The sequence below is a fragment of the Variovorax sp. J22P240 genome (assembly GCF_030316855.1).
In the GTDB taxonomy this organism is placed as follows: Bacteria; Pseudomonadota; Gammaproteobacteria; order Burkholderiales; family Burkholderiaceae_C; genus Variovorax.
In genome coordinates this window covers 1-21,012 of sequence record NZ_JASZYR010000014.1, presented here as the reverse complement: position 1 = coordinate 21,012, position 21,012 = coordinate 1, and the positions used below count along the sequence as shown (strand labels likewise).

Below are 21,012 nucleotides of genomic sequence, written 5' to 3'. Positions count from 1 at the left end.
GGCCATTGGAGCGCGGAGCCGCAGCCGCGTCATGAGGCGGGTGTCCCACGCAACACGCATCGGCGCAGGGCCTCGGTCCTAGCGCACATCGGAGAGGGTCATGTCGACGGCACCGCGTGGCCGAAGCCGACCTCCCGCGCGCGCACGATCGCCTGGGCGCGGGTGGGCGCGGCGAGCTTGCCAAAGATGCTCGTGATGTGATTGCGCAAGGTCTTCGGGCTGATGGCCAGCCGCTGCGCAATGGCGTCATTGCCAAGCCCTTGGGCGATCAGCTCCAGCACCTCGCGCTCGCGTCGCGTCAGGTCGTCGAAACCGAGGCTGGTGTTGGCGTCCTCAGGTACTTCAGGAGCGGGAAGGAAGCGGCGAAGCGCGGCCTGCAGCTGCGGCCAGGCCGGCTCGTTCTCGAGGATCACATGGTTCGCACTGTCCAGCGTGACGAACTCGGCGCCCGGAATCAGCGAGGCCATGAGCTTGCCTTCCTCGTACGGCACGATGGCGTCGTGTCGTGCGTGCAGCACAAGGGCCGCGCACTGCACCTGCCGGGCAAGGTCGCAGACGTCGATGTCCTGCCATAGGCGCAGCATGCGCTGCGCGGTTTGGGGCGATGTCGCCATGCGCATCTTGTCGGTGAACCAGCGCCATTGCTCCGCCGTGCCGCCCGGCACCATCAGCGAGGTGAAGACCTGGCGGAACGCCGGCTCCTCGGCACCCCACCCCTGCCCGATGAGTTCCAGCATCACGCGCGCCTTCTCTTCGGCCCCGCGCGCATTGCGCCGGAGCCGGCCCCTGCAGAAGCCGCCGCAAAGGACGAGATGGCTGACCCGCTCAGGATGGCGCACGGCATACGCGATCGCCACTGCCGGCGCGCCCGAGATGCCCCACAGCGCAAAGCGCTCCAGCCCGGTCGCATCGACGACCGCCTCGAGGTCGTGAACCCAGGCGTCAAAGGACATGTCGCTCACTTCGCGCTCCGACATCCCGACGCCCCGGCAGTCGTAGCTCAGCAACCTGTGGCGGCTCGCCATCTCGACGACCAGATGGCGCATCACGGGGCTCTCCCAATCGTGCTCCACATGGCTGATCCACGTCGGCACGCACACCAGCGGATGACCTCGGCCGCAGATGGCGTAAGCCAGCCGCACGCCGTCGAAACTGGACGTGAAATGGACGGAACGCCGGAAATCGCCCATGGCAAGACCACCCTCACGACAGCTTAGTCTCGCTGCGTGGTCCCCACAAGCGTGCCGCCCAAAAGGGAGCCCAGCACCCCTGCAGATGGCCGCGGGGGCTGTCGCGGCCTCACTGCGACTTCAGGTACTGGGCGAGATCAGTAATCTCCTGGGGGGTGAGGCCCAGCGCTCGTCTGGTGTTGTAGGTGGCTGCGACCTCCTCGAGCGTGGCGGCGGACCCGTCATGGAAGTAAGGCGCGTTCTGCCAAGCGCCTCGCAGTGGCGAGGTGCGGTACATCCTGGTCGCCGAACGGAAAGCGTAGCTCGGCGTTTCCGGTTCCGCCATCGAGTCGCTGGGGGGATGCAGGGTCGAGTTGGCATCGGTGAGGAGGGCGCCGCTGTGGCAGCTCGCGCACTTTCCTGCGCCGTCGAAGACCACTTTGCCGCGCGCGGCTGCAGCGGCGTCGAAACTGCCCGCCGGCGCAGCGGGAGCCTTCAATGACAACTGGTAGGCCTGCAACGCGGGCAGCTTGCTCGTCACGAAGTCTGCGGTACCGTGGGTGATGTTCAGGTTCAGGCGCGGATCGGAGAAGTTGCCCTGGCCGCCCATCTGGGTCACGGCCACATACCGGTTCCAGTAGGCGATGTCGGTGCCGTCGCCGGTGAAGGTCACGCTGTGAATGCCTTCCAACCCGTAGGCCGGCGGGATGACCACCGGCTTGCTGAGGCCGTCGATGTTGAAGCGCGGATCGTACTTGCCCTTGCCCCACGAGAGGTAGATCGCCTTCCGGGCCGCGTCCAACGCAGGCGAAAGCGCGATGATGGCGCCGGGATTCAGGTCCCGATTGGCCCAGCCATCGAGCCGCTTGCCGATGCCCGGCGCGAAAGAATTGTCGACGGTCGAATGACAGAGCGCACAGGTGACACCGACGCGGGTCAGCGCGTCCTTGCCGCCAATCGTCTCCACGGTGCCCTTGAGGCCGACCACAGCGTCCAGCTTCAGCAAGGCGACGGTCGTCGCGGGACTCTTGAGATCGACACTTCCATCCTGGATGCCCTGCACCACGGCAAGCGGCAGCGCCTCGGCGTCGACCTTCAGCCCGACCTCCAGCGCCGTCGCGGGACTGACTGCGGTACTGATGACCTCATGCATCCGCAGGGTGCCGGTCCAATGGGCTTCGTCGCCGAAAGTGTCGAAACGGAAGATCTGCTTGCCCTGTGCAACCAGAGCGGCTTGCTCGGCCGCCGAACCACCTGCGCCACCTGTGGCGAATGCGAATCCGCCGCCCCCGTGCCCGCCACCCCCGCACGCGACGGCAAGTGCGGCAGCGACCGCAGTCATTGTTGTGGTGAGCACGGTTCGTGCGCCGACCCTGGTTGCAACTCCGCTCGCTTCCATCCATTCAAGACGTCTGGCGGTCATCTGCAGCTCCTTTCGCAGCACTGGGCTGCATGGCGCCCGCAGCGGGTTGCGAGTCAGCAGCCAGTGACCATTAGATGGAGCAGGGGACCGTTCTGTTTCCGCACACCCGGAACGGCGGAAGTTGGATTCAACTGGCCGAGCAATCGGTCATGGCGGACAGTTCCGCTTCGAGGTCCAAGCTGGAAGGTCCTTTGCACCAAAGGGCCGTTGCGGAAAGAGTGCCTCACTTCTAGCATGTCGGTTCCCTGGAGCCCATGGCCTCGGATAGAGGCGGAGCCCTGCAATCCAGCGTGAAAGTCTTCATGGAGTCGATCATGAACGCGTCCTATGCGGTAAGGGCTCTGACACCGGCGCACGGCGATCTCGCCAACGCGGCCGGCGTGCCCGCCCAGCTGGCCAATGCGAAGTACGTCGAATCGCTGGCCCGCATCGTCTACTACTGGGGCTACCCGGCGGTCGATACCTTCGGCCGCACGAGCGCGTGGCAGCTGATGAAGGAACCCGGCGCCACCCTGGGGCTGTTTCCGGGTGCGCCGAAGAATCGCATGGGCTATCTCGCGGACTACATGCCAGCGCCGCAGCGCAAAGTGGTCACGCCCAACAACGACACGATCTACGGCGTGGGCCTGGTCGACCTGGCGAGCGACAGCGTGGTGATCCAGACACCGACCGACGCGCCGAAGGGCCACTACTGGACGATTCAGATCGTCGATCTCTTCACCACCGTGACACACCAGCTGGGATCGGCATCGGGCACGCCGGGCGGCAAGCTGTTGCTGGTGGGGCCAGGTTGGAAGGGCGAGAAGCCGGCCGGCTTCATCGACGTGCTGCGCTCGCCGACCAACGTGGGTGGCGTGTTCGGCCGGAGCTTCGCTGCGCACTCGCCCGAAGCCAAGGCCCGCGCGCGCGCCGTGCTCAACCAGATCGGCATCGTGCCGCTGAGCCAGGACAAGCCGGGCCGCCTCGTTTTCGACTGCGAAGCCAGCGCGCGCAACAAGGTCTTCCCTCCTGGGCTGACGGCCGAGATGGTGACCGCCGACCCCGATTTGTTGCGCGGTCGACCGGTGAATGTCAAGACCTTCTGGGACGACCTGAAGAAGGCACTCGACGCGAACCCTGCCGTCGGCCCTGACGACGCACCTATGGCTGATCAGGCGCGCACGCTGCTCGCGTTGCGCGAAGCCGCTCCGGCCTGGAAGACGCTGCTCGACCGGGTGGCGCTCGAAGCGGATGCCGAGCTGCACGACGGCGCCAGGTACCACCAGGTCGGCGTGGATGCCGGCGGCAATGGCTGGCAGCGACAGGAGAACGGCGGCGCGTGGGGCACCGACTGGTTCGGTCGCGCGCAGGCGGCGGTGATCTACATCTTTGTCAACGACTATCGCGAGGCGATCTACTGGATACGCGGCACCGATGCCAAGGGCGCTCTGCTGTACGGCCGATACGGCTACACGATGAATTTCCCGAAAGGTTCGCTGCCACCCGTTGATCGCGACAAGGGCGGTTTCTGGTCACTCTCGATGTACGACCAGGATTACTACATGCTGCCCACGAGCCCGAACGGCCGCCACAACATCGGCACCGTGAACCTCGACGCGGACGAACTGGAGTTCAACGCAGACGGTTCACTCACGCTGCACCTATCGCACCAACCGCCCGCGGACAAGTCCGCGCAGGCCAATTGGCTGCCAGCACCCGAAGGTCAGTTCGCGCTCATCGTCCGCACCTACGTGCCGTTGCAGCCGCTGCTCGATGGCAGCTACAAGCTGCCGAACGTGCAGCGCGTGTGAGGATGGCCGGCGGCCTTGGTCGACCCGGCAGCCTCCGCCAAGGCTCTGACGGACTGCGGGCGCAAATGAGCAGACGAGGCCAGGGGCCGAAGCGCACATCCGGTAACGGAGCTTCACGCTTCTGCGTGCCGACGACACGGGACCGACACCGGAGCGCCTGACGATGGGATCTCCAACCCACGGAGACCCAGATGAAAAGCCTCGCACTCATTCTCGCCGCGTTGACCTTGTCGGGCTGCATCGTCGCGCCGTACGACAACTATCGTCCGCCGCCGTCGCGTGGCGGCGCCTACATGGACCGCGACCGCGACGGTGTGCCCAACCGCTACGATCGCCGCCCTAACAACCCTTATCGCTATTGAGCCTGGGACGAAGGCATCGGCGGTCCGACGCGCGCGATCGGTCAGGGCGCAGGCTCTCCGAGCCCGTCAGTGCATAGCCCCGCGACCGGCGCTTCGCGAGGCAATCGAGAGCCAGCTCCTGCGGGGCGATTGCAGCAACGAACGCATCGACAGCATGTTCGGGGGCCACCGGCATACGCTCTACCGGTGGCTTGGAGGCCAGGGTCCAACTACACGCGCCTGCTGGAGGAGTCGCGCTGCCTGCTTGCGACGCGGTTGCTGTCAGGCACCGACATGCCGCTCGGCGAAATCTCCGCGATGCTCGGCTACAGCACCCAAGGCAACTTCACGCGAGCGTTCTGCCGGTGGTTTGAAGGCACGCCGAGCGCGTGGAGGCAAGCGAATGCCAAGGCGGGCCGAAGCCGCCGGCCTGGCGCGCCGTACGGTCCCGAAATAGAGAGTGATGAGTATCTATCCCGAAGACTCTTCGAGAAATGCCATACAGAGGTTCCCTCAGAGCGAAGCAAGCTCTGGCACCGCCCTATACAGGTCGGCCTCCAGGCCATGGTCGGCGGCGCTGAAGATCGGTCCCTCGGGGTCCCGGAGACACCCAACTCGAAAACGCGAAGTTGGCTCCTCGCCGCCTGAGATGGGTACGTCAAGTGCGACGCAGCTCGCCGCAAAAGATCACCTGACCGCCGTCCCCCGGCGCAGAACGAAGGGCGATCGAATATCGACCGCTCAAGAGCTCGCTCATTTGCAGCGGCGATGTGTGAGCGAGGCTTTCTGCGGGACCGCCCACCCAGTAACTGGAGACGAGCACCTTCTCGTTCAAGGCATACGCGGGTTGGGGCGGCAGCGCGCCGCAGGCAGCCTCGTAGATGTAGGTGTAGACATGGACCGGCATGGTGGTGTGCCATGGCACACCAGTGAAGTAAAGCAGCACGCCGGTATTGCCGTCCAGCGGCAGCACGGTCACACGCCCCACCTTGCCGGCATTGATGGGCGTCGCCTTCAGCGGTATGACGACCGCGTCGGCCGCCGCACTCGGTCTCGTTGTCGAGCCCGTGCCCGCGCAACCGCTGATGACGAACTGGGCAATGGCAATAGCTGCCAGAAAGCGCAAGTTCATGGCGCCTCCGAAACTGCAAAGCACAAGCGAGAGAGAATACGCCGAGGGGATAGGCGGTCAAGCTGCGCTGCAGCACGCTCGCTTCACGAATTCACGGTCTGAGAGGGACTCCTCGGACTAGAACAGGAAATACCGCTGCGTCATCGGCAGCGAGATTGCCGGATCGCAGGTCGGAAGTTGCCCGTCGGCGCGCACCGCATAGGTCTGCGCATCGATCTCCATCTTCGGTGTGAACGCGTTATGCACCATGTGCTGCCTCCTGGCCCGGTGCGACGGCCTCTCCGAAGCTCAACCCGTCACAGCACTTCGTTGAACATGTACAGCGCGTTGTCCTTGCAGCGGTGCCAAAGACCGCGACGCGCCCACGTGGCTGCGTCCAGCTCAACGCACTCCTGCATGTCGCGCTCGAAGATCTCTTCAAGGCGCTTGGCCAGCGCGCCGTCGAGCAGACCGAGCGTGATCTCGTCGTTGATCTCGAACGAGCGATCGTCGAAGTTGCTCGACCCGATCGCGCACCACGTACCGTCCACCGCCATGACTTTTTGATGCAGCAGGCATGTCTGGTATTCGAAGATCCGGACGCCGCCGGCCAGCAGCAGGTGGAAGTTGCGATGCGCCGCGTGCTGAACCATTGGCATGTCGGAGGCTTCTGCCGACGGCACCATCACGCGCACGTCCACGCCGCGCCGCGCCGCCGTGCACAGGGCGTCGATGGCCTCGCTGTCCGGAAGAAAATAAGGGTTCTGGATATAGATGCGCTGGCGCGCAACGCAGACGACGAGGTGATGAAGGATCTTCACGGCAGGTGGGGAGCCCTCGGCCTTGATGCTCGCCACGTGGACGGCTACGTTGCCCACGGGTGCGAGCGGCGGGAACACCGCGTCGCCGACGAACAGCTCGCCGGTGTCCTCGACCCAGTTCTCGCTGAACGCGGCCTGCACCGCGTGCACCACCGGACCGCGCACGCGCACGCCGATGTCACGAACGTTGCCGCGGCCCTGCGCCTTGCAGAGCCAGCCGTCGACTATGCAATGCCCGCCCACCAGCGCCACACGCCCGTCGACCACCGCAAGCTTGCGGTGATCTCGGTCGTTGAAGACGCCGATGTGGCGCACGTGGCGCGGGTGGTGCAACTCGAGGCGGCAACCCGCCTCCCGAAGGCGGCGCGCCGCATCCTCGCCCATCTTCTTGCCGCCATCGGCGTCCACCAGCACGCGTACCAACACGCCGGCGTTGCGGCGCTCAATCAGTGCATCTGCCAAGCGCCCGCCGAGCACGCCCTCTTTCCAGAGGAAGGTCTCGAAATGGACGGAACGCGTGGCGCCCCGGATCTCCTCGAACATGGCTTCGAAGAAGGCGCCATCCTCCAGCAGCTCGACCGTATTACCTTCATAGACCGCGCCCTGCGTCAGTCCGGAAAGCGATGGCATCAGCTCGTCGATGGGACTGTCGCAATCGATCGCGAGCTTTGGATCGCGGTGCCGCCGAATGGACCAGATCACCACCACCAGTCCGGCGACGACCAAGAACAGCACAAGCGCAAGCCAAGTAGGCCACCCCGCGGAACTCAGGTGATCGACGAGCACATGCCACCCTTCGCGGAGTTGAGACACAGCATCGTAGCCGCGATCCACGCCCGGTGAAGCGGCGGGAGTTCAGCCCTTGCGGCCCAGCAGCAGGAGCGTTGGCAAGTGGAATATGTTCGCCGGAGCAGACCGAAGGTCGGCTATCGTGCAGATTGAACCGCTCGGTGAATGACGGGTTCTGGCCCGACAGTCCAGTTGGAGCCAGGGCTCTGAAGAGATTGCGGTCTGGCGCGTCGTGAGTGGCCGGATCGCCGTAGGGCCAGTGGGCACGTGCCAGACGGGGCATGTCGAAACTTCCCGACCCTCGACGTTGACCGTCTTCTCGTCCGCGGTCGGCTGCGTCAGGCGCGTCTCGATGAAGCCGAGGGCCACGCAGTTCACGTTGACCCGCTCTCGGTGCCGGCATTGTCAACAGCCGCAATGGCGAGTCGAAGTGGTCCCTACCCCATGCGGGTAGTTCGCGCGGAGGTCGTGCTCTGATCTGCTTCCCCTAGACTGAAGAAAGACGGAGCAATCGAAGTGAAGGCACTGGTCGCAGTCAAGCGCGTCCTGAGCGTATGCAGCAGGCGGCCCTCGATCGGCACTTCGTCGGGCAAGCCCCAATCTCGGAACCGTCCCAGCCAGTCCTTCGCTCCTAGCGAAAGCGGTCGTTCCACTTCCGCGTTGGCCACGATGGGCGGAGCGGTGACGCTACAAGGAACGCATCAAGCCGCCGTCGACGCGGATGCTTTGTCCCGTGATGTACGCAGCGTCCTCTGAGGCAAGGAAGGCGATCGTCGCAGCGATCTCTTCGCTCGTGCCGTAGCGTTGCATCGGTACGCTCTGACGCCGGTCTTCCTTCGCGGGGAGGCTGTCGATCCAGCCGGGCAGCACGTTGTTCATGCGCACGTTGCAGGCCGCATACTGGTCTGCGAAAAGCTTGGTGAAGGCCGCAAGTCCCGCCCGAAAGACGGCCGACGTTGGAAACATCGAACTGGGCTCCAACGCCCACGCCGAAGAGATGTTGATGATGGCGCCACTCTTCTGTCTTTCCATCACGGGCGCGACCAGGCGTGTCGGCCGAATCACGTTGAGCAGGTAGACGTCCATGCCGGTGTGCCACTGCTCGTCGGTCAGCTCCAGCACTGGCCCCTTGGGCCCGTGGGCAGCACTGTTCACGAGCACGTCGATGCGGCCCCAGCGCTCCAGGGTCATGTTGATCAACCGGTTGAGGTCATCGTTCGACTGGTTCGATCCCGTGACACCGATACCACCCAGTTCCTTGCCAAGCGCTTCGCCTTTGCCGGACGAAGACAGGACGGCAACCTCGAAGCCCTTTCCTGTCAGCTTGCGCGCAGCTGCGGCACCCATGCCGCTTCCGCCTCCCACCACGACAGCAACTTTTACGGACATCGCCTTCTCCTTGAGCGTCTTAAGAACTCAAACGACCAACGCGGGGTCGACCAACCGGACACGGTGATCCACGTAGTAGCCGCCGTACTCCGTATAGCGCAGGAAAACGCTGCGGCATGTGCCGCACGCGTACACGTCGCTCCGGTTGAAGGGGAACCACGAGACGGCGATCGGCGCGTCGGCCGACCCATACCGGGTGCCGTCCGGGTGGAATTCCTCGAACGTTGGTTCGTCGATGTCCGGGGGCCGCAGCGTCCCGACCTGCTGCACCCCGGCAGGCCAGCGCTCGTCGGTGACGCTCTCCCAGGATGCCTGCTGCAGAACCTTGCAGCTGCACCGCAAGGCTTCGGACTTGATCTGTAGCGAACTCAAGTCGCGCAGCTGGGCAGCATCGATCATCGCTTTGGAGTCCGTCTGGATTGGGTCGAGCGCCTATTGTGACGCGCAGCGATGCTCCTCCGGCGGATGGCGGCCTGATGCCAGTCGTCTTCGAAGAGCTGGCGAGCTGCGCTGACAGAAGCAAACCGTTGTCGCGATCCGTCTTTTTGCCGCTCCGCCTCGACTCCTCGGAGGCGCTCGGTGTCTATTTCACGACATATTTAGAGCGTGACCGGCGCCAGCTGGCCGCCGCGGCGAAGTGACCGGCGCTGGCCGAGTTCTGCCCGACGGACGCAAGGCGAGGCGTCACGGGTCCTCGTGCTTCAATTTGCGTAGTTGCTCCTCCGAATGGTCAAGTTCCTTCCGCAGTTCTCGGATTTCTTTCTCCAGCCTCTCAATGTTCGCTGCCCGTCTCTGCTCGGGGGCAAGCGTCTCGCAACGAGACTGCACCGCGGCCAGAGCCTCGGCAAGTTGCCGTCGGCGCAGCATTTGGCCGTTGGAGCGCGCGACGGCCATGTCCCGCTCGATAGCGGCTTGTTCGGCTTTGCATTCGGTGTTGTCCACCTGACCCGTGGGCAGTGCGATCGCGGGACCTACCAAAGCTAGCGCGATGGCCAAAAAACAAGGGTTCGCGCACATACAAGTACCGGAGGGGAAGGAGACGCTGAGCATGCCAGCAACTGCCGCTGTTGGCCCCTAGTTGTTCTTGTACCGATTGGCCTGGTCTACGCTTTCGGCGTGTGGGAAGGAGGAAGAGTGCCCTGCATGGCCTCGCTGAGTCGGCTTGCATCTGCGCGACCTGACGCTCCAGCTACCACGCACGAGTTGAGCTGACGTCCTTCTTTTTAGGGGTGCGGGTGAGTAGTACTTTTTGCTTGCAGTACATATGATGTCGCCACCAAAAATGGAGCTTCGAGGAGAAGATTTGTGAAACGCCACATGACGTTGACCGTCGCATCTTTGCTAGTTGCCGGTTGCGCGAGCGCACCCTCGACAGCGCCCCTGCCGGCCGACCTGGCAATTGTTGCGCCAGACCCGTCGGTGCCTGCTGACGTCCGAGCGCTTTCAGGCAAGTGGTCCGGTAAGTGGCGGGGCTTGGCAGGAGGACAGCAGCAGGAGACCGTCCTGATAGTCGAGAAGATTGCTGGCAACGAAGCCACGGTCGTGTACTCGCAAGGTGACCACAGTCGATTCAGGTCGCTCTACCACCGCGCGACGGCAAACGTTGAACCCGGCTTCCTCACGTTCACATTTGCGCTGAAGGACGGCCCGGCTGTGTACACCTACCGTCTTCAACCAGACGGGTCCCTGGACGCGAAGATGGAATACCGCGGCTTCAACGCGGTCTCCACCTTGAAACGGGCGACGTAGGTGCTGCATTCGTCAGGCGTTGCACGCGGTGGTTCCACCGCAGCCTGGACGAAGGCTGCGCGTCGGGGGGCTCAATGAGAACATCGGCCGCCATCATTCTGACGGGCATGGTGGCCGTCGCCTGGGCCGCTCCACCACAGATGTTCGGCAATGAAATTGTCAAGCATGAGCCACTGTCCGAGGAGCAGTTCCGCCAAGTGTTCCGCGCAGGGGCAACGGTGCACTACACGACCACAAGAGGTCATGTGGTGCGGAGTTGGACACTCGGCTCCGACGGTACTTTCGTGGCGAGCACGACCGAGAGCGAGGCGCTAGGCGGTCGGCACTTCCCATTCTTCTCTGGGCGCGGAAAGTGGTCCGTCCGTGCGAACGAACTGTGCGTCGACATCGACTGGCGCGACAAGGGAAATGCTTCCATCGGCACCGAGAAGTGGTGCCGCGCTGCGTATCCCATCAATGGGGCGTACTACATGGCGCCGGCGCCACATCGAATGCTCGAACGATTGAAGGAACTTCCTTGGGGGACTGTGGAGGTCTCAAACTGACTCCAGTACAGGCCGGGTTTTGCGTTGCATTTCGAGGCACCATCGACCGTCCGCTGTTGGTCGCTGTCGCCTGCGAGCACGCGCTTTCCGAAGCGGTCGCCAGGGCATGCTTGCCAAACTGAGGCGCTACGAGTCCGAACCCTTCAGAGGCCCAAGCCCATGGAGATGGATGAGATCGCGTTGCCGTAGTGCTCTAGCGTCCTGGCGTCGATGCGGGGCCGACATCGGAGCGGGGGTGAGGTCGCGATGCGCCTGTTTCAGGGCGTTGCGCTCCCCCACCACCAACGAGCAACGTCCTTTTCGCGCGCCAGAATGAAGCATCTCCGAAGCTGCTTCGCCGAGTGCAGCGACAGCGGTCTCATACTTCAAGCGCAAGGCATGTGTCGGCATGGGGACTCGACGGTGGCTCCGTGTGTATTCTGCGCCCTGGTCCGCCCCGCTGTTTGCTCGGAGGGGGAGGGCATGGCTCTGCCGGAGATCGGCCGTTGGGAGGTCCGGTCGTGGCCGCGTTTTGCCTTTCACGGCCGCGGACCGCGGAATGCCCGGTGGTCTTTAGGAAGTCGATGCAGCGCAATGCGCGCACATCGCGGCGATCAACGCTGACGGAGCATCCAGGCGCTCTGAGACGCTATCCATCCCCGCAATCAGGTCTGCCGCGGTTGCATCAACAAGGAACACAATCAAGCGCTCGCGGGCGCAACAACGGTTGACCGCAATGAACGACCAACGCATATTTCGCGCTGTCACCGAGGGAGACCCGGAAAGCCAAGCCATGAACGGACGAATACACCGGCTTGCTCAGGAGGAACTCGCTATGTGTAGCGTTTCGATTGGGGTAGGAGCGCTTTTGTGCCCTTGTGGCGCGGTCGCCTCTGGCGCTTCATCTGACGGCAAGGCTGCTGCGAGCCAGGGCAGATTCTTTCTGCAGCTGCGGTCGCGCACCACCCACTTCTGTCCGGCCCAGCTTCCCGGGCTCCGCCATGTCTACTGAGCGCGTCGAAACCATCGTGATCGGCGGTGGTCAGGCGGGCTTGGCGATGAGCTACCACCTGGGGCGACTGGGCGGCGAGCATCTTGTGCTCGAGCGTGGAAAAGTTGCGGAGCGCTGGCGCAGCGAGCGCTGGGATTCGCTGCACTTCCAGTCTCCCAACTGGAACATGAATCTTCCGGGCTGGTCCCGCATGACGGCCGACCCAGATGCCGACCCCGATGCCTTTGCACCTCTGCGCGAGGTGACCGACTACATCGAACGCTATGCGGCGACCATTCGCGCTCCCATGCGCACTCAGAGCGCAGCGCTCTCGGTCACACGTAGGCCGGCGTCGCGCTTGTTGCAGGTGCAGACCGACGGGACCCTTTACCTCGCACACACCGTCGTTGTGGCCACGGGTCCGTACCAGATCCCGCGTGCGACACCTTCACTTGGCGGTACCGTGTTCGAGCTCCACTCGACCCGTTACCGCAATCCCATGCAACTGCCCGCCGGAGCGGTGCTGGTGGTCGGCAGTGGGAACTCGGGCGTGCAGATTGCCGAGGAACTGTGCCGCGCCCACCGGCGCGTTTTCCTTTCCGTCAGCTCGCACGAGCGGATCCGGCGTCGCTATCGCGGAAAAGATTGCATATGGTGGCTGATCACAACGGGCTCCGCCGATTCAACGCTGAGCGAGTGGAAAGGCGCTCGCCTGTCTCGTTTGATGACTGGGGTGGATGGCGGGCATGACATCGACCTGCGCCGCCTGGCGGCCGAGGGGATCGTGCTGATCGGCCGCGTAAAGGCTGCCGAAAACGGCAAGATCGCCATTGCCGACGATCTTGCCTCCAGCATGGCTCACGGCGAAGAATCGCTGAAGGCCTTCACTCGTCGATGCGAGGACGCGGTTCGCGCGCAGCATTTGGATCTGCCTCCGCCTGATCCGTCTGCCGACCCTTTGCCGGATCCTCCGGAGCTTCGGACGCCGATCCGCAACCTCGATCTCGCTCGCGAGGGGATCAACTCGGTAATTTGGGCCAACGGTGCGCACGCCGACTTCAGCTGGATCGACCTGCCCGTCTTCGGCCAGTCACCCGAATCGAAGAGGGCACCTGTGCACCAGCGCGGAGTGACCAGCGAAGCAGGTCTGTACTTTTTGGGCCTGCCTTGGCTGCACAAATGGAAGTCGGCCTTCTTGTTCGGCGCAGACGAGGACGCGGCCTACTTGGCGGAGAACATCGTCTCACCGAAAAGGAGCTGATCGACCCGAGCGCAACGGCTATGGGCGTTGGACGACACCCACACCGACCAGCATTTCACAAGGACCGACGAAACCGTCAACGGTTTCAAACCGGCTCAGCGCCTCTTCGATGGCTTGCCAGGCCTGAGCCCTTTCGGCATCGCTCAGACCGACCATCATTTGGTGCAGCGCACCAAATGACTCTCGCTCGAAACGCACACATTCGGCCGCACTCGTCAGCTTGACGGGCGATGGCACCTTGCGCACCTCGATGTCGCGCAGGCCCGCTTTTGCAAACGCCGCTTCGAGCACGCCTTCTGCGCCGAGCGAGAACGGGCCCGGCTGTCCGGGCAGCGGCGGAGGCAACTGCGCCCGCTCGCGAATGATCCTCACCGGAATCGAGAAAAAGGCGTTGTTGTCCGCCGTCGAATAGACGATGGCCGCGACTCTGCCGCCTGGTCTGAGCGCGCGGCAGATGCCAGCCAGCGCACGCTGTTGGTCGGGAAAGTAGATCAGCCCGACGCGGCTGATGGCTGCGTCGAAGGAGGCGGCAGGCAGCACGTCGAGCGCCTCGCCGTCGATCTCGCGCGTTTCCAGGTTTGAGAGGCCCGCTTTCCTGGCGTCCGCCGCCGCCCGTTCGAGCAGCGCGGGCGCGATGTCCGTTGCAAGCACATGCCCGTTCGTGCCCACGCGCCGTGCCGCGGAGATCGACTGCTCGCCTGCGCCCGCGGCGACGTCGAGCACGCGGCAGCCGGGGCCAATGCGCGCCAGATCGAACATGACTTCGGTTGCCTCTCCAAGCCAGGTCCCGACGAAGGGGCCCCAGCGATGCCACGCGTCGGCGGCGGCTTGCCACTGCGCGCGGGTAGTGTTCTTGAAGGCCGTAGCGTCGAACGATGGCTGCAGAACGGTGCTCATGGTGAATCTCCACTACAGGGTTGGTATGCGCAAAGCATCGTCCCGCGAGACGGCAAGTTCCAGTCCAGAAATTGCACTAGCTCCGGCGCCGTGGACGGGATAGATTGACGTCACCATGATCGACTATGGTCAGTTCTGCACCGTCGCACGCGGCGCCGAGGTCCTTTGCGAACGCTGGACCCCTCTGGTCGTACGCGAACTGCTGTGCGGCAGCACCCGTTTCAACGACATTCGGCGCGGCGTTCCCCGAATGTCAGGTTCATTGCTGGCGCAACGACTGCGCAAGCTCGAGGAGGTGGGCGTCGTCAAACGCGTACAGGGAAAAGGCGTGTCGGCTGAATACCACCTGACCGGTGCGGGCGAGGAGCTGCGACCGATCGTGATGGCGCTCGGCCATTGGGGCGCGCGCTGGATCGGCAGTCGCCTCAAGCGCGGCCAGGTGGACGCCGGCTTCCTGATGTGGGACATGCGCCGCTTCGTGCGTCTGGCCGAGTGCCCGCCCGGTCGTTGCATTGTGGTTCACTTCCGCTTCACCGACGCGGCCGAGGGCGAAAGGCGCTGGTGGCTGGTGGTGGATCATGGCGGCGCCAACCTGTGCCGCGACGATCCGGGCGAGGACGTTACGCTCATCGTCGAATCGTCGGTTCTGACGCTGACCGAGGTCTGGACCGGCGACCGCGATGCCGAAGAGATGGTTCGTCAACGCAAGCTGCGCGTCATCGGCCCGGCACGTGATGCCCGCGATCTGTGGCGCTGGTTGGGCCGCAGCGCCTTCGCCCAGACCCGCGAGGTGTCTCGAACACTGCCATAGGCGCCAATCCACCTACGGTGGCTGCAGCCTCGAAGCGATCCGGGCTATGACGCCCTTCGCGGCCTCGTTCCTGGTGCACTGATGGTCGACGACGGCGACACCGCGTGCTGCCGGACCCGCTTCCCTCAATGCCCTGAACGGTGCATCGGGCGACGGCTCGAAGAGCGGCGGGACGTACCTTCCGAATACGCGACAACTGCCGGCACTTCAGCAGGACGCTGACGCTGTATCGACAGGGCTCCCGGCTGGGGCTATTCGTTGGACTGGCCACTTTGGTACTGCTGAATTTGCCGTGGTATGCCGTACCAAGTGCAGGGCAAGTTCTGCAATCCCTGACGGCTGTAGTCGGCTTCTACTTCGCTGCGCGTTTGACGGCGTCGCGAACGCCGGTCGATATGACCGCAGACGATGCCGCTGGACATTGGCTTTGAGCGCCGCTGTCGACTGCGGATTCAACCGGTCCTAGGCTCGAAGTCGGCATTCGCTGCATTCTCGTGGCTCGGTTCGGCCACGAGCGGGCCATCGCGTCCGGCGCGATGGCTGCCTCCGTTCTGGGGTATTCCCTGCTGACGCGCCTTGACTGACAATGACTCTGGTCACCCGCAGCAGATGCGGTGTTGTTGGATAGCGGCATGTCCTGTCGTTGGAGAACCGGCGGGACGCCAGAAGGCCCCACTACCAAATGACCACGCCTGAAACTCGTTACGCAAAAGTCGGGGACGATCGCGTCGCCTATCAGGTTCTGGGCGACGGGCCACGCGATCTGGTTTTCACGACGGGTTGGTGGGCATCCTTGGATCTTGAATGGGAGGAGCCTGCCATTGCGCGCTTCCTCCGGCGTATGGCGTCGTTCAGTCGGGTCATCCGCTTCAGCGCTCGTGGGTCCGGATTGTCCGATGCGCGCCCCAAGGATGGGCGAGATGCTTGCCTTTATTGGACGGAAGACCTACTGGCGGTCATGAATGCCGCCAGGTCCAACACGACGGCCCTCTTTGCCATGACCAATGGCGGCTCCATGGCAATCCGGTTTGCAGTTGCTCATCCTGAGAGGGTATCGGCGCTGGTCTTGCTGAACACCACGGCATGCTGGGTTGCATCAGCGGATTACCCGGCAGGCTTTCCGCCGGAAGAGCTAGCCGGTTTTTCTCGCTTTGCTCGGAAGCATTTTGGTACTGAGCGTTTTGCGCGCGTACACAATCCAAGCCTTGATCAAGACGAGCGCGCGTTGAGCCGGCAGGCAAAGTACGCGCGAGCCATCGCCTCGCCCAAGGCCGTCGCCGAGATTTTTGAGATCGAGTTGGAAAGGGATGTGCGTCCGGATTTATGCGCCGTCCGAATGCCGACGCTTGTGATGACGCGTCACAATTGCCTGTGGGCATCTTTACCCCAGGGGCGCTACATCGCCGAGAATGTCGTCGGCGCGCGCTTCGAGGAGCTACCCGGTTCGGACTCTCTTCCCTATTGGGAGGCTCCAGATCTGATTCTGGACCATGTCGAAGAATTCCTGACTGGAAACCGCCGAGGCGCTGAGTCGGATCGCGCCCTGGCGGCCGTACTGTTCACCGACATCGTTGACTCGACCAAACACGCCGCCGATCTCGGGGACGCAGCGTGGCGAGAGCTGCAAGATCGTCACGAAGAGATCCTGCGCGAGCAGATTGGGCTCTTCCGGGGTCGCCTGGTCGATACTGCCGGCGACGGCGTTCTTGCCGTTTTCGAACGCCCCGATCGTGCGATTGAATGTGCGCAGGCCCTGCACACTGCATTGGCCAGCTTGAAGCTTTCGATTCGTGCGGGCATACATTTTGGCGACGTTGAGTTGCGCAACGATGGCCAGGTGGGCGGCATGACCGTGCATATCGGCGCGCGTGTGCAGGCACTGGCCAAGGCTGGCGAAGTGTTGGTTTCACGTACGGTCCATGATGTTCTGGTGGGCTCCCGCTTCAACTTCGTTGGCCGCGGCGAGTACGAGCTGAAAGGGGTGCCGGGCCGCTGGGAGGTCTGCGAGGTCGTCGAGCGTCTCGATCCCACTGGCACCCTATGAATCCGAGCGGCATTGAACGGCTGCTTGCGCGTATCCAAGCTGGGGCGCTTGCAAAGCCGCTTTGGGCACGTGCGTGTGTGCGTGCACGCCTCATGACTGCTTAGCGTCTGCGGATTCAATGAGGTCGTGGTCGCGCCGCCTGGGCCGCACTCCCGCGCGACTCCGCAAAGACGTGCGCAAGGTCGGCCACTCGGCCGACGCGGTGCGCGAGTACCTCACGAGCCGACGTTAGACAAGCCGGCCGCCTTCGTCTCCCAAAAGGAAGAACGTCCTGGCGTACGCAACCGTTCAGCCAGGATTTCTTCTCGGGCGCGCCCTATGAAATCCGCGATCAGCATGGAGGAGACTCAGTTTGCTCCGGATTCGGGCACCGGTCTATGCCCGTTTTGCCGAAGGCTATCCGCAGGAAAGCACTGGAAACTCCTTCTCGTCGCCCGCTCCGTGTCTACTTCTTGGGTGCTTCAGGCGCGGGCACTTGCATCGTGTTGCTCCGCAACTTGCCGCCGCCTTCGACGCTGCCACGCGTTGTGGTCTCCCCGGTGCCCATGACGCGCTTTTCACACGCCTCGCGTGCGGTCCCAGCCGGCTGGCGCTGGCAGCGCGCCAGAGCGTTTTTCTGATACTGCTCGTCCCCCTTGGTGGTCAGCTGACCCTGGCGCTTGGCCTCGGCGGCTGCCCCAGCTTCACGACTTGCCTGCGCAGATGAATTCGAGGCAGCAAGGGCGGCACTTCCCAGGATGAAGGCAACCGATGCAATGCGAGCAATGGTCATCATTTTGGATGCTCCGTTGATGTGAAGGGACGGGAAAGTTAGTTTGGAGCCCCACTTAAGTCAACAGCTTGCCTGTCAGAACGTCCACCTGGCACTGACTCGTGCACTCCTTGGTTCCATCGGATGCACATGGCGATCTTCGATGCCTGCGCCGCAGGCGCCGCTCGCGATCTCGCCGGCGGTGCAGGACGCATAGAAGTACTCGATGTCGTTGCCCTTCTTGCCGGCCAGATTGAAGACATCGAGGCCCAGCGTGAGGTGCCGATTGACCGTGTAGCGCGCGCCGAGGTTCAGCAGCGTGTTGCTGCGCGAGCGGACCGTGTTCAGTGTGTCCAGCGCGCGCGGGCCGAGGTAGCGCAGCCATAGCGAGGCCGTCCACGGCCCTTGGATGTAGGTCAGGCCCGTGGCGAGAACGCTTTCGACGGCGTTGTCGACGTAGTTGCCTTCGCCCTCCGGCGGCACGCCGCGGAACCTGGCGCGCGAGTACGCAGCATCGACATCGAGCCGAAAGCCGTTGGGCAGCTTCCAGCGGAGCGTAGCTTCGATCCCGCGCCGGTTGCTCGCACGGCCGGGCTCGGTGGAACCCGCGTCGCCGATGAAGACCAGCTCCGAGTCGAGCCTGAGCTGCCACAAGGCCACGGTGGCCGTCACATCCTCGTTGGGCTGGAAGCGCCAACCCAACTCTGCGCCGTTGCCCTTGGCCAGTGCCGGCACGCGGTCGGCCGGCTGGCCGGTCTGCGGATCGACCGTGATGGTCGCGCCGCGCACGTCATTGCTGTGGAAGCCGACACCGGCATTGAGATAGAACTCCTGCTGTGGCGAGAGCGTGAAGATCAGCCCCGCCTTCGGGGTGGCCAGCGAGTCGTGGCCGCTGTTGCTGTTGAGCGGGCCGTAGACCGGCTCGCGTCCCTGCACGTCGTAGCGCAGCAAGTCGCCGCGCAGGCCGAGGTAGCCGCGCCAGCGCTCGCTGAAATAGACCGACTGCTCCGCGTAGACCGACAGCAGGTCCTGCGACACCTTGTCCTTGCGCACCGTGGACAGTCGCTCGCGCGCCTCGGTGTTGAAGAGACCCACCTCGCCGATGCGGTCGCCGCGCCATTGCGCGCCGAAGCTCAGTACGCCGTCGAGTGCGCCCAGCTTGTTGGGCATCTGGTGCGAGGCCTGGGCGCCGAACACGTTGCGCCGGTCGGTCTGCTCGAACTGGTCGCCGTTGACCGGGTTGTTGAGGAAGTAGGTGAAGTCCGAGAACAGGTCGAAGCGATAGGCCATCGCATACGCGTTCAGATGGGTCTCGCCGGTGGCGCTCTTGTCGAACCACTTGCCCGACAGGCTGTAGCGCTGGCTCTCACCGCCATCGGTCGGATTGAGCGAGCCGAAGCGAGGCAACTCGCCGCTATTGATCAGCCGCTCGGGCACCTGGTCGGTTGCGTTCCAGCGGGCCTTGTAGGCCATGCCGGTGATGCTGAAGCCGCGCGTCGGCGAGCCTTGCGAGAACCGCAGCACGGCGTTGGCCTTCCTCAGATCCTCGGGAACCACCCACGGCCCGTCATTGCCAACCAGTTCAACCGCACCCAGCCAGGTCTGGTCCTGCACGGTGCGCGAGCCGGCCGCGAGCAGGCGGCGGTAGTTGTTGGAGCCCAGTGTTACTTCAGCGAAAGGCGCATCGAGCGCGCTGAAGTAGTCGATCGTCGCGCTGCCGGCCAAGGCGAAGTCGCTGTTGTCGGCGAAGTAGGGTCCCTTGCGGTAGCGCACGCCCGAGACCACTTCGGGGATCAGGAAATTGAGATCGGCGTAGCCCTGTCCGTGGCCGTGGGTCGGCATGTTGACCGGCATGCCGTCCACCTTCATCGAGAAGTCGGTGCCGTGGTCGAGGTTGAAGCCGCGCAGGAAATACTGATTGGCCTTGCCGTCGCCGGAGTGCTGGGTCGCCACGACGCCGGGAACGGCTTCGATGATGTCTCCCGGACGCAGCTTGGGCCGGGCCTGGAACACCTCGCGCTCTGCCGCGCCCTCACTGGCGCTATCGGCGGAGCCGATGGTCGCATCGCGTGGCCCGCGTACCTCGATCTCGGGAAGATGACTCTCTTGGGCCCAGGTGCTGCCGCCTATGAAGGCCGCCAGGGACAGGAGGCGGGGCAATCGGCAGGGCAGGCTCATTGGACGATTTTGTGTAAGAAGGATCTGACTTATTCATATGCACAGACCATCGCGAAATGCGCCAATCGCCACAGGCGCTCAATCGAGCGGCTTCAAATGCGTGTGTGGTTTGCCGTGACCGTGGGAGGGGAGCTCGCCGCCACTGTCGAGTGGCACGAGGTGTACGTTGCCATGGCGCACGCCCCGGAGCGCCACGAGCTGGTCTGCGCAAGCCTGCACTGTCAGAGTGGGCCCCCCGCAGCACCACAGTCTTCATGCAATGGTCGTGGTCGAGGTGGGTATGCAGGCTGGCAATCACCACGTCGTGATGATTGTGCTGTAGGCCCAGCACGCAGCTGGTCACCGTGTGGTCGTGGTGGTCGAAGACGAAGCTGACGTTGGCCACGCACCAGTTCGCCCTCTGGCGAGCAGGATGGTTCAGCGTGACGCTGTCCAACTGCGGGCGGATCAGGTCGCGCACCGCCCCGAGTGGTTGATGTGTCCCTTGTCGGCAACGAGCGCATCGAACTGTGCCGCCAGTTCGTCGTCGAGCGAGATCGTGAAGCGTTGCATGGGGCGCGCTGTGGGTGGGCGAGCGAAGGATCATAGTTCCGCTTGTATGGCGTAACGTGCCCTTAGGGATTCAGGTCTGGAACCCCTTCGGATTGCGCTTAGTGCTCATAGATCCCGCGATCCCATCAGGGCTTCGGAAGTGATTCGACTCGCCCCCGGCAAGCCGCATTCATGGATGCAAACCGTGTGAAGGATCGCTTGCAGTTGACCTCGCGTTGCGCTTTAGTGACGCTAGTCAATTCCGGGTTCAATCTTCAATAGCATGCCGCGCTCTTCGATGAACGACACCACGTCGGCCAGACCCGCGTGGGTCTTGAGATTGGTCATCACGAAAGGCCGTTGCTTGCGCATGCGCTTCGTGTCCGCCTCCATCACGCCCAGGTCGGCGCCGACGTAGGGCGCCAGGTCGGTCTTGTTGATC

21 protein-coding genes and 3 pseudogenes are annotated in these 21,012 nt (G+C 63.9%); 9 read left to right on the top strand and 15 right to left on the bottom strand.

Annotation, left to right across the window (positions count from 1 at the left end; genetic code table 11):
• Nucleotides 1-98: 98 nt before the first annotated feature.
• Together QTI24_RS24910 and QTI24_RS24905 are read right to left on the bottom strand one after the other, a co-directional pair.
• On the bottom strand, nt 99-1,190 hold the full coding sequence (locus QTI24_RS24910; RefSeq protein WP_286604055.1) for an alpha/beta fold hydrolase: 1,092 nt from the start codon (nt 1,188-1,190) through the stop codon (nt 99-101).
• 109 nt (nt 1,191-1,299) lie between these two features.
• Entirely contained in the window at nt 1,300-2,592 is a 1,293-nt protein-coding gene (locus QTI24_RS24905) for a c-type cytochrome (RefSeq protein ID WP_286604054.1), read from the bottom strand.
• 314 nt (nt 2,593-2,906) lie between these two features.
• Between QTI24_RS24905 and QTI24_RS24900 the strand changes: the two genes are divergently transcribed.
• The 3 genes and pseudogenes from QTI24_RS24900 to QTI24_RS31525 all read left to right on the top strand — a co-directional run.
• Nucleotides 2,907-4,382 (top strand): DUF1254 domain-containing protein, encoded by a 1,476-nt coding sequence (locus QTI24_RS24900; protein ID WP_286604053.1) that lies wholly within the window; start codon nt 2,907-2,909, stop codon nt 4,380-4,382.
• Nucleotides 4,383-4,573: 191 nt separating this feature from the next.
• Nucleotides 4,574-4,744: a hypothetical protein gene (locus QTI24_RS24895; RefSeq protein ID WP_286604052.1), complete on the top strand. Its 171-nt coding sequence runs from the start codon at nt 4,574-4,576 to the stop codon at nt 4,742-4,744.
• Nucleotides 4,745-4,813: 69 nt separating this feature from the next.
• Nucleotides 4,814-5,110, top strand: a pseudogene (locus QTI24_RS31525) (helix-turn-helix domain-containing protein); the annotation flags it as partial.
• Between the two features lie 126 nt (nt 5,111-5,236).
• On the opposite strand, the pseudogene QTI24_RS24890 reads toward QTI24_RS31525, so the two are convergent.
• The 7 genes and pseudogenes from QTI24_RS24890 to QTI24_RS24855 all read right to left on the bottom strand — a co-directional run.
• A pseudogene (locus tag QTI24_RS24890) lies at nt 5,237-5,329 on the bottom strand (electron transfer flavoprotein subunit alpha); the annotation flags it as partial.
• 52 nt (nt 5,330-5,381) lie between these two features.
• Complete coding sequence (locus tag QTI24_RS24885) at nt 5,382-5,855, bottom strand: hypothetical protein (RefSeq protein ID WP_286604051.1); 474 nt, start codon at nt 5,853-5,855, stop codon at nt 5,382-5,384.
• Nucleotides 5,856-5,972: 117 nt separating this feature from the next.
• A complete protein-coding gene (locus QTI24_RS24880; RefSeq protein WP_286604050.1) occupies nt 5,973-6,104 on the bottom strand; it encodes a hypothetical protein in 132 nt (43 codons plus the stop codon).
• A 47-nt stretch (nt 6,105-6,151) separates the two neighbouring features.
• Nucleotides 6,152-7,390, bottom strand: a complete 1,239-nt coding sequence (locus QTI24_RS24875) for a phospholipase D-like domain-containing protein (RefSeq protein ID WP_286604049.1) — start codon at nt 7,388-7,390, stop codon at nt 6,152-6,154.
• A gap of 741 nt (nt 7,391-8,131) precedes the next feature.
• Nucleotides 8,132-8,833, bottom strand: a complete 702-nt coding sequence (locus QTI24_RS24865; protein ID WP_286604048.1) for an SDR family oxidoreductase — start codon at nt 8,831-8,833, stop codon at nt 8,132-8,134.
• Between the two features lie 27 nt (nt 8,834-8,860).
• The gene (locus QTI24_RS24860; protein WP_286604047.1) at nt 8,861-9,232 is read right to left on the bottom strand and encodes a hypothetical protein; all 372 of its coding nucleotides are present in this window, start codon (nt 9,230-9,232) and stop codon (nt 8,861-8,863) included.
• 285 nt (nt 9,233-9,517) lie between these two features.
• The gene (locus tag QTI24_RS24855; protein WP_286604046.1) at nt 9,518-9,883 is read right to left on the bottom strand and encodes a DUF1090 family protein; all 366 of its coding nucleotides are present in this window, start codon (nt 9,881-9,883) and stop codon (nt 9,518-9,520) included.
• Between the two features lie 267 nt (nt 9,884-10,150).
• Here QTI24_RS24855 and QTI24_RS24850 point away from each other — a divergent pair, with 267 nt between their 5' ends.
• The 3 genes from QTI24_RS24850 to QTI24_RS24840 all read left to right on the top strand — a co-directional run bounded on the left by QTI24_RS24850 (nt 10,151) and on the right by QTI24_RS24840 (nt 13,358).
• Entirely contained in the window at nt 10,151-10,582 is a 432-nt protein-coding gene (locus tag QTI24_RS24850) for a hypothetical protein (RefSeq protein WP_286604044.1), read from the top strand.
• Nucleotides 10,583-10,656: 74 nt separating this feature from the next.
• On the top strand, nt 10,657-11,127 hold the full coding sequence (locus QTI24_RS24845; RefSeq protein ID WP_286604043.1) for a hypothetical protein: 471 nt from the start codon (nt 10,657-10,659) through the stop codon (nt 11,125-11,127).
• A 980-nt stretch (nt 11,128-12,107) separates the two neighbouring features.
• Entirely contained in the window at nt 12,108-13,358 is a 1,251-nt protein-coding gene (locus QTI24_RS24840) for an NAD(P)-binding domain-containing protein (protein ID WP_286604042.1), read from the top strand.
• Nucleotides 13,359-13,376: 18 nt separating this feature from the next.
• Here the strand turns inward: QTI24_RS24840 and QTI24_RS24835 are convergent, their stop codons facing one another.
• Entirely contained in the window at nt 13,377-14,117 is a 741-nt protein-coding gene (locus QTI24_RS24835) for a class I SAM-dependent methyltransferase (protein WP_286604041.1), read from the bottom strand.
• A 253-nt stretch (nt 14,118-14,370) separates the two neighbouring features.
• On the opposite strand from QTI24_RS24835, the gene QTI24_RS24830 reads away from it, so the two are divergent.
• From QTI24_RS24830 to QTI24_RS31520, 3 genes are all read left to right on the top strand, one after another.
• The gene (locus tag QTI24_RS24830) at nt 14,371-15,066 is read left to right on the top strand and encodes a winged helix-turn-helix transcriptional regulator (RefSeq protein ID WP_286604040.1); all 696 of its coding nucleotides are present in this window, start codon (nt 14,371-14,373) and stop codon (nt 15,064-15,066) included.
• Nucleotides 15,067-15,748: 682 nt separating this feature from the next.
• Entirely contained in the window at nt 15,749-17,110 is a 1,362-nt protein-coding gene (locus QTI24_RS24825) for an adenylate/guanylate cyclase domain-containing protein (protein ID WP_286604038.1), read from the top strand.
• Nucleotides 17,111-17,228: 118 nt separating this feature from the next.
• Nucleotides 17,229-17,342, top strand: coding sequence for a DUF3606 domain-containing protein (locus tag QTI24_RS31520; protein WP_353506111.1), 114 nt, complete (start codon nt 17,229-17,231; stop codon nt 17,340-17,342).
• 213 nt (nt 17,343-17,555) lie between these two features.
• Here QTI24_RS31520 and QTI24_RS24820 read toward each other — a convergent pair whose 3' ends face one another.
• The 5 genes and pseudogenes from QTI24_RS24820 to QTI24_RS24800 form a co-directional block, all read right to left on the bottom strand.
• Nucleotides 17,556-17,885: a hypothetical protein gene (locus tag QTI24_RS24820; RefSeq protein WP_286604036.1), complete on the bottom strand. Its 330-nt coding sequence runs from the start codon at nt 17,883-17,885 to the stop codon at nt 17,556-17,558.
• A 72-nt stretch (nt 17,886-17,957) separates the two neighbouring features.
• Nucleotides 17,958-20,021 carry a TonB-dependent receptor gene (locus QTI24_RS24815; RefSeq protein ID WP_286604035.1) on the bottom strand — a complete coding sequence of 688 codons (2,064 nt, stop codon included), beginning with the start codon at nt 20,019-20,021 and terminating at the stop codon, nt 17,958-17,960.
• Nucleotides 19,903-20,370: a hypothetical protein gene (locus QTI24_RS24810; protein ID WP_286604172.1), complete on the bottom strand. Its 468-nt coding sequence runs from the start codon at nt 20,368-20,370 to the stop codon at nt 19,903-19,905. Before QTI24_RS24810 ends, QTI24_RS24815 begins: the two co-directional genes overlap by 119 nt.
• Before the next feature lie 116 nt (nt 20,371-20,486).
• Nucleotides 20,487-20,591: a ribbon-helix-helix protein, CopG family gene (locus QTI24_RS24805; protein ID WP_286604034.1), complete on the bottom strand. Its 105-nt coding sequence runs from the start codon at nt 20,589-20,591 to the stop codon at nt 20,487-20,489.
• 231 nt (nt 20,592-20,822) lie between these two features.
• Nucleotides 20,823-21,012, bottom strand: a pseudogene (locus tag QTI24_RS24800) (urease accessory protein UreG); the annotation flags it as partial.

What these genes read in the sequence shown, in the direction of transcription:
- QTI24_RS24865 (WP_286604048.1), bottom strand. Translation starts at nt 8,833, where the DNA reads ATGTCCGTAAAAGTTGCTGTCGTGGTGGGAGGCGGAAGCGGCATGGGT.
- QTI24_RS24900 (WP_286604053.1), top strand. Translation starts at nt 2,907, where the DNA reads ATGAACGCGTCCTATGCGGTAAGGGCTCTGACACCGGCGCACGGCGAT.
- QTI24_RS24820 (WP_286604036.1), bottom strand. Translation starts at nt 17,885, where the DNA reads ATGATGACCATTGCTCGCATTGCATCGGTTGCCTTCATCCTGGGAAGT.
- QTI24_RS31520 (WP_353506111.1), top strand. Translation starts at nt 17,229, where the DNA reads ATGAGGTCGTGGTCGCGCCGCCTGGGCCGCACTCCCGCGCGACTCCGC.
- QTI24_RS24805 (WP_286604034.1), bottom strand. Translation starts at nt 20,591, where the DNA reads ATGCAACGCTTCACGATCTCGCTCGACGACGAACTGGCGGCACAGTTC.
- QTI24_RS24855 (WP_286604046.1), bottom strand. Translation starts at nt 9,883, where the DNA reads ATGCTCAGCGTCTCCTTCCCCTCCGGTACTTGTATGTGCGCGAACCCT.
- QTI24_RS24885 (WP_286604051.1), bottom strand. Translation starts at nt 5,855, where the DNA reads ATGAACTTGCGCTTTCTGGCAGCTATTGCCATTGCCCAGTTCGTCATC.
- QTI24_RS24840 (WP_286604042.1), top strand. Translation starts at nt 12,108, where the DNA reads ATGTCTACTGAGCGCGTCGAAACCATCGTGATCGGCGGTGGTCAGGCG.
- QTI24_RS24860 (WP_286604047.1), bottom strand. Translation starts at nt 9,232, where the DNA reads ATGATCGATGCTGCCCAGCTGCGCGACTTGAGTTCGCTACAGATCAAG.
- QTI24_RS24845 (WP_286604043.1), top strand. Translation starts at nt 10,657, where the DNA reads ATGAGAACATCGGCCGCCATCATTCTGACGGGCATGGTGGCCGTCGCC.
- QTI24_RS24910 (WP_286604055.1), bottom strand. Translation starts at nt 1,190, where the DNA reads ATGGGCGATTTCCGGCGTTCCGTCCATTTCACGTCCAGTTTCGACGGC.
- QTI24_RS24825 (WP_286604038.1), top strand. Translation starts at nt 15,749, where the DNA reads ATGACCACGCCTGAAACTCGTTACGCAAAAGTCGGGGACGATCGCGTC.
- QTI24_RS24850 (WP_286604044.1), top strand. Translation starts at nt 10,151, where the DNA reads ATGACGTTGACCGTCGCATCTTTGCTAGTTGCCGGTTGCGCGAGCGCA.
- QTI24_RS24895 (WP_286604052.1), top strand. Translation starts at nt 4,574, where the DNA reads ATGAAAAGCCTCGCACTCATTCTCGCCGCGTTGACCTTGTCGGGCTGC.
- QTI24_RS24905 (WP_286604054.1), bottom strand. Translation starts at nt 2,592, where the DNA reads ATGACCGCCAGACGTCTTGAATGGATGGAAGCGAGCGGAGTTGCAACC.
- QTI24_RS24830 (WP_286604040.1), top strand. Translation starts at nt 14,371, where the DNA reads ATGATCGACTATGGTCAGTTCTGCACCGTCGCACGCGGCGCCGAGGTC.
- QTI24_RS24835 (WP_286604041.1), bottom strand. Translation starts at nt 14,117, where the DNA reads ATGTTCGATCTGGCGCGCATTGGCCCCGGCTGCCGCGTGCTCGACGTC.
- QTI24_RS24880 (WP_286604050.1), bottom strand. Translation starts at nt 6,104, where the DNA reads ATGGTGCATAACGCGTTCACACCGAAGATGGAGATCGATGCGCAGACC.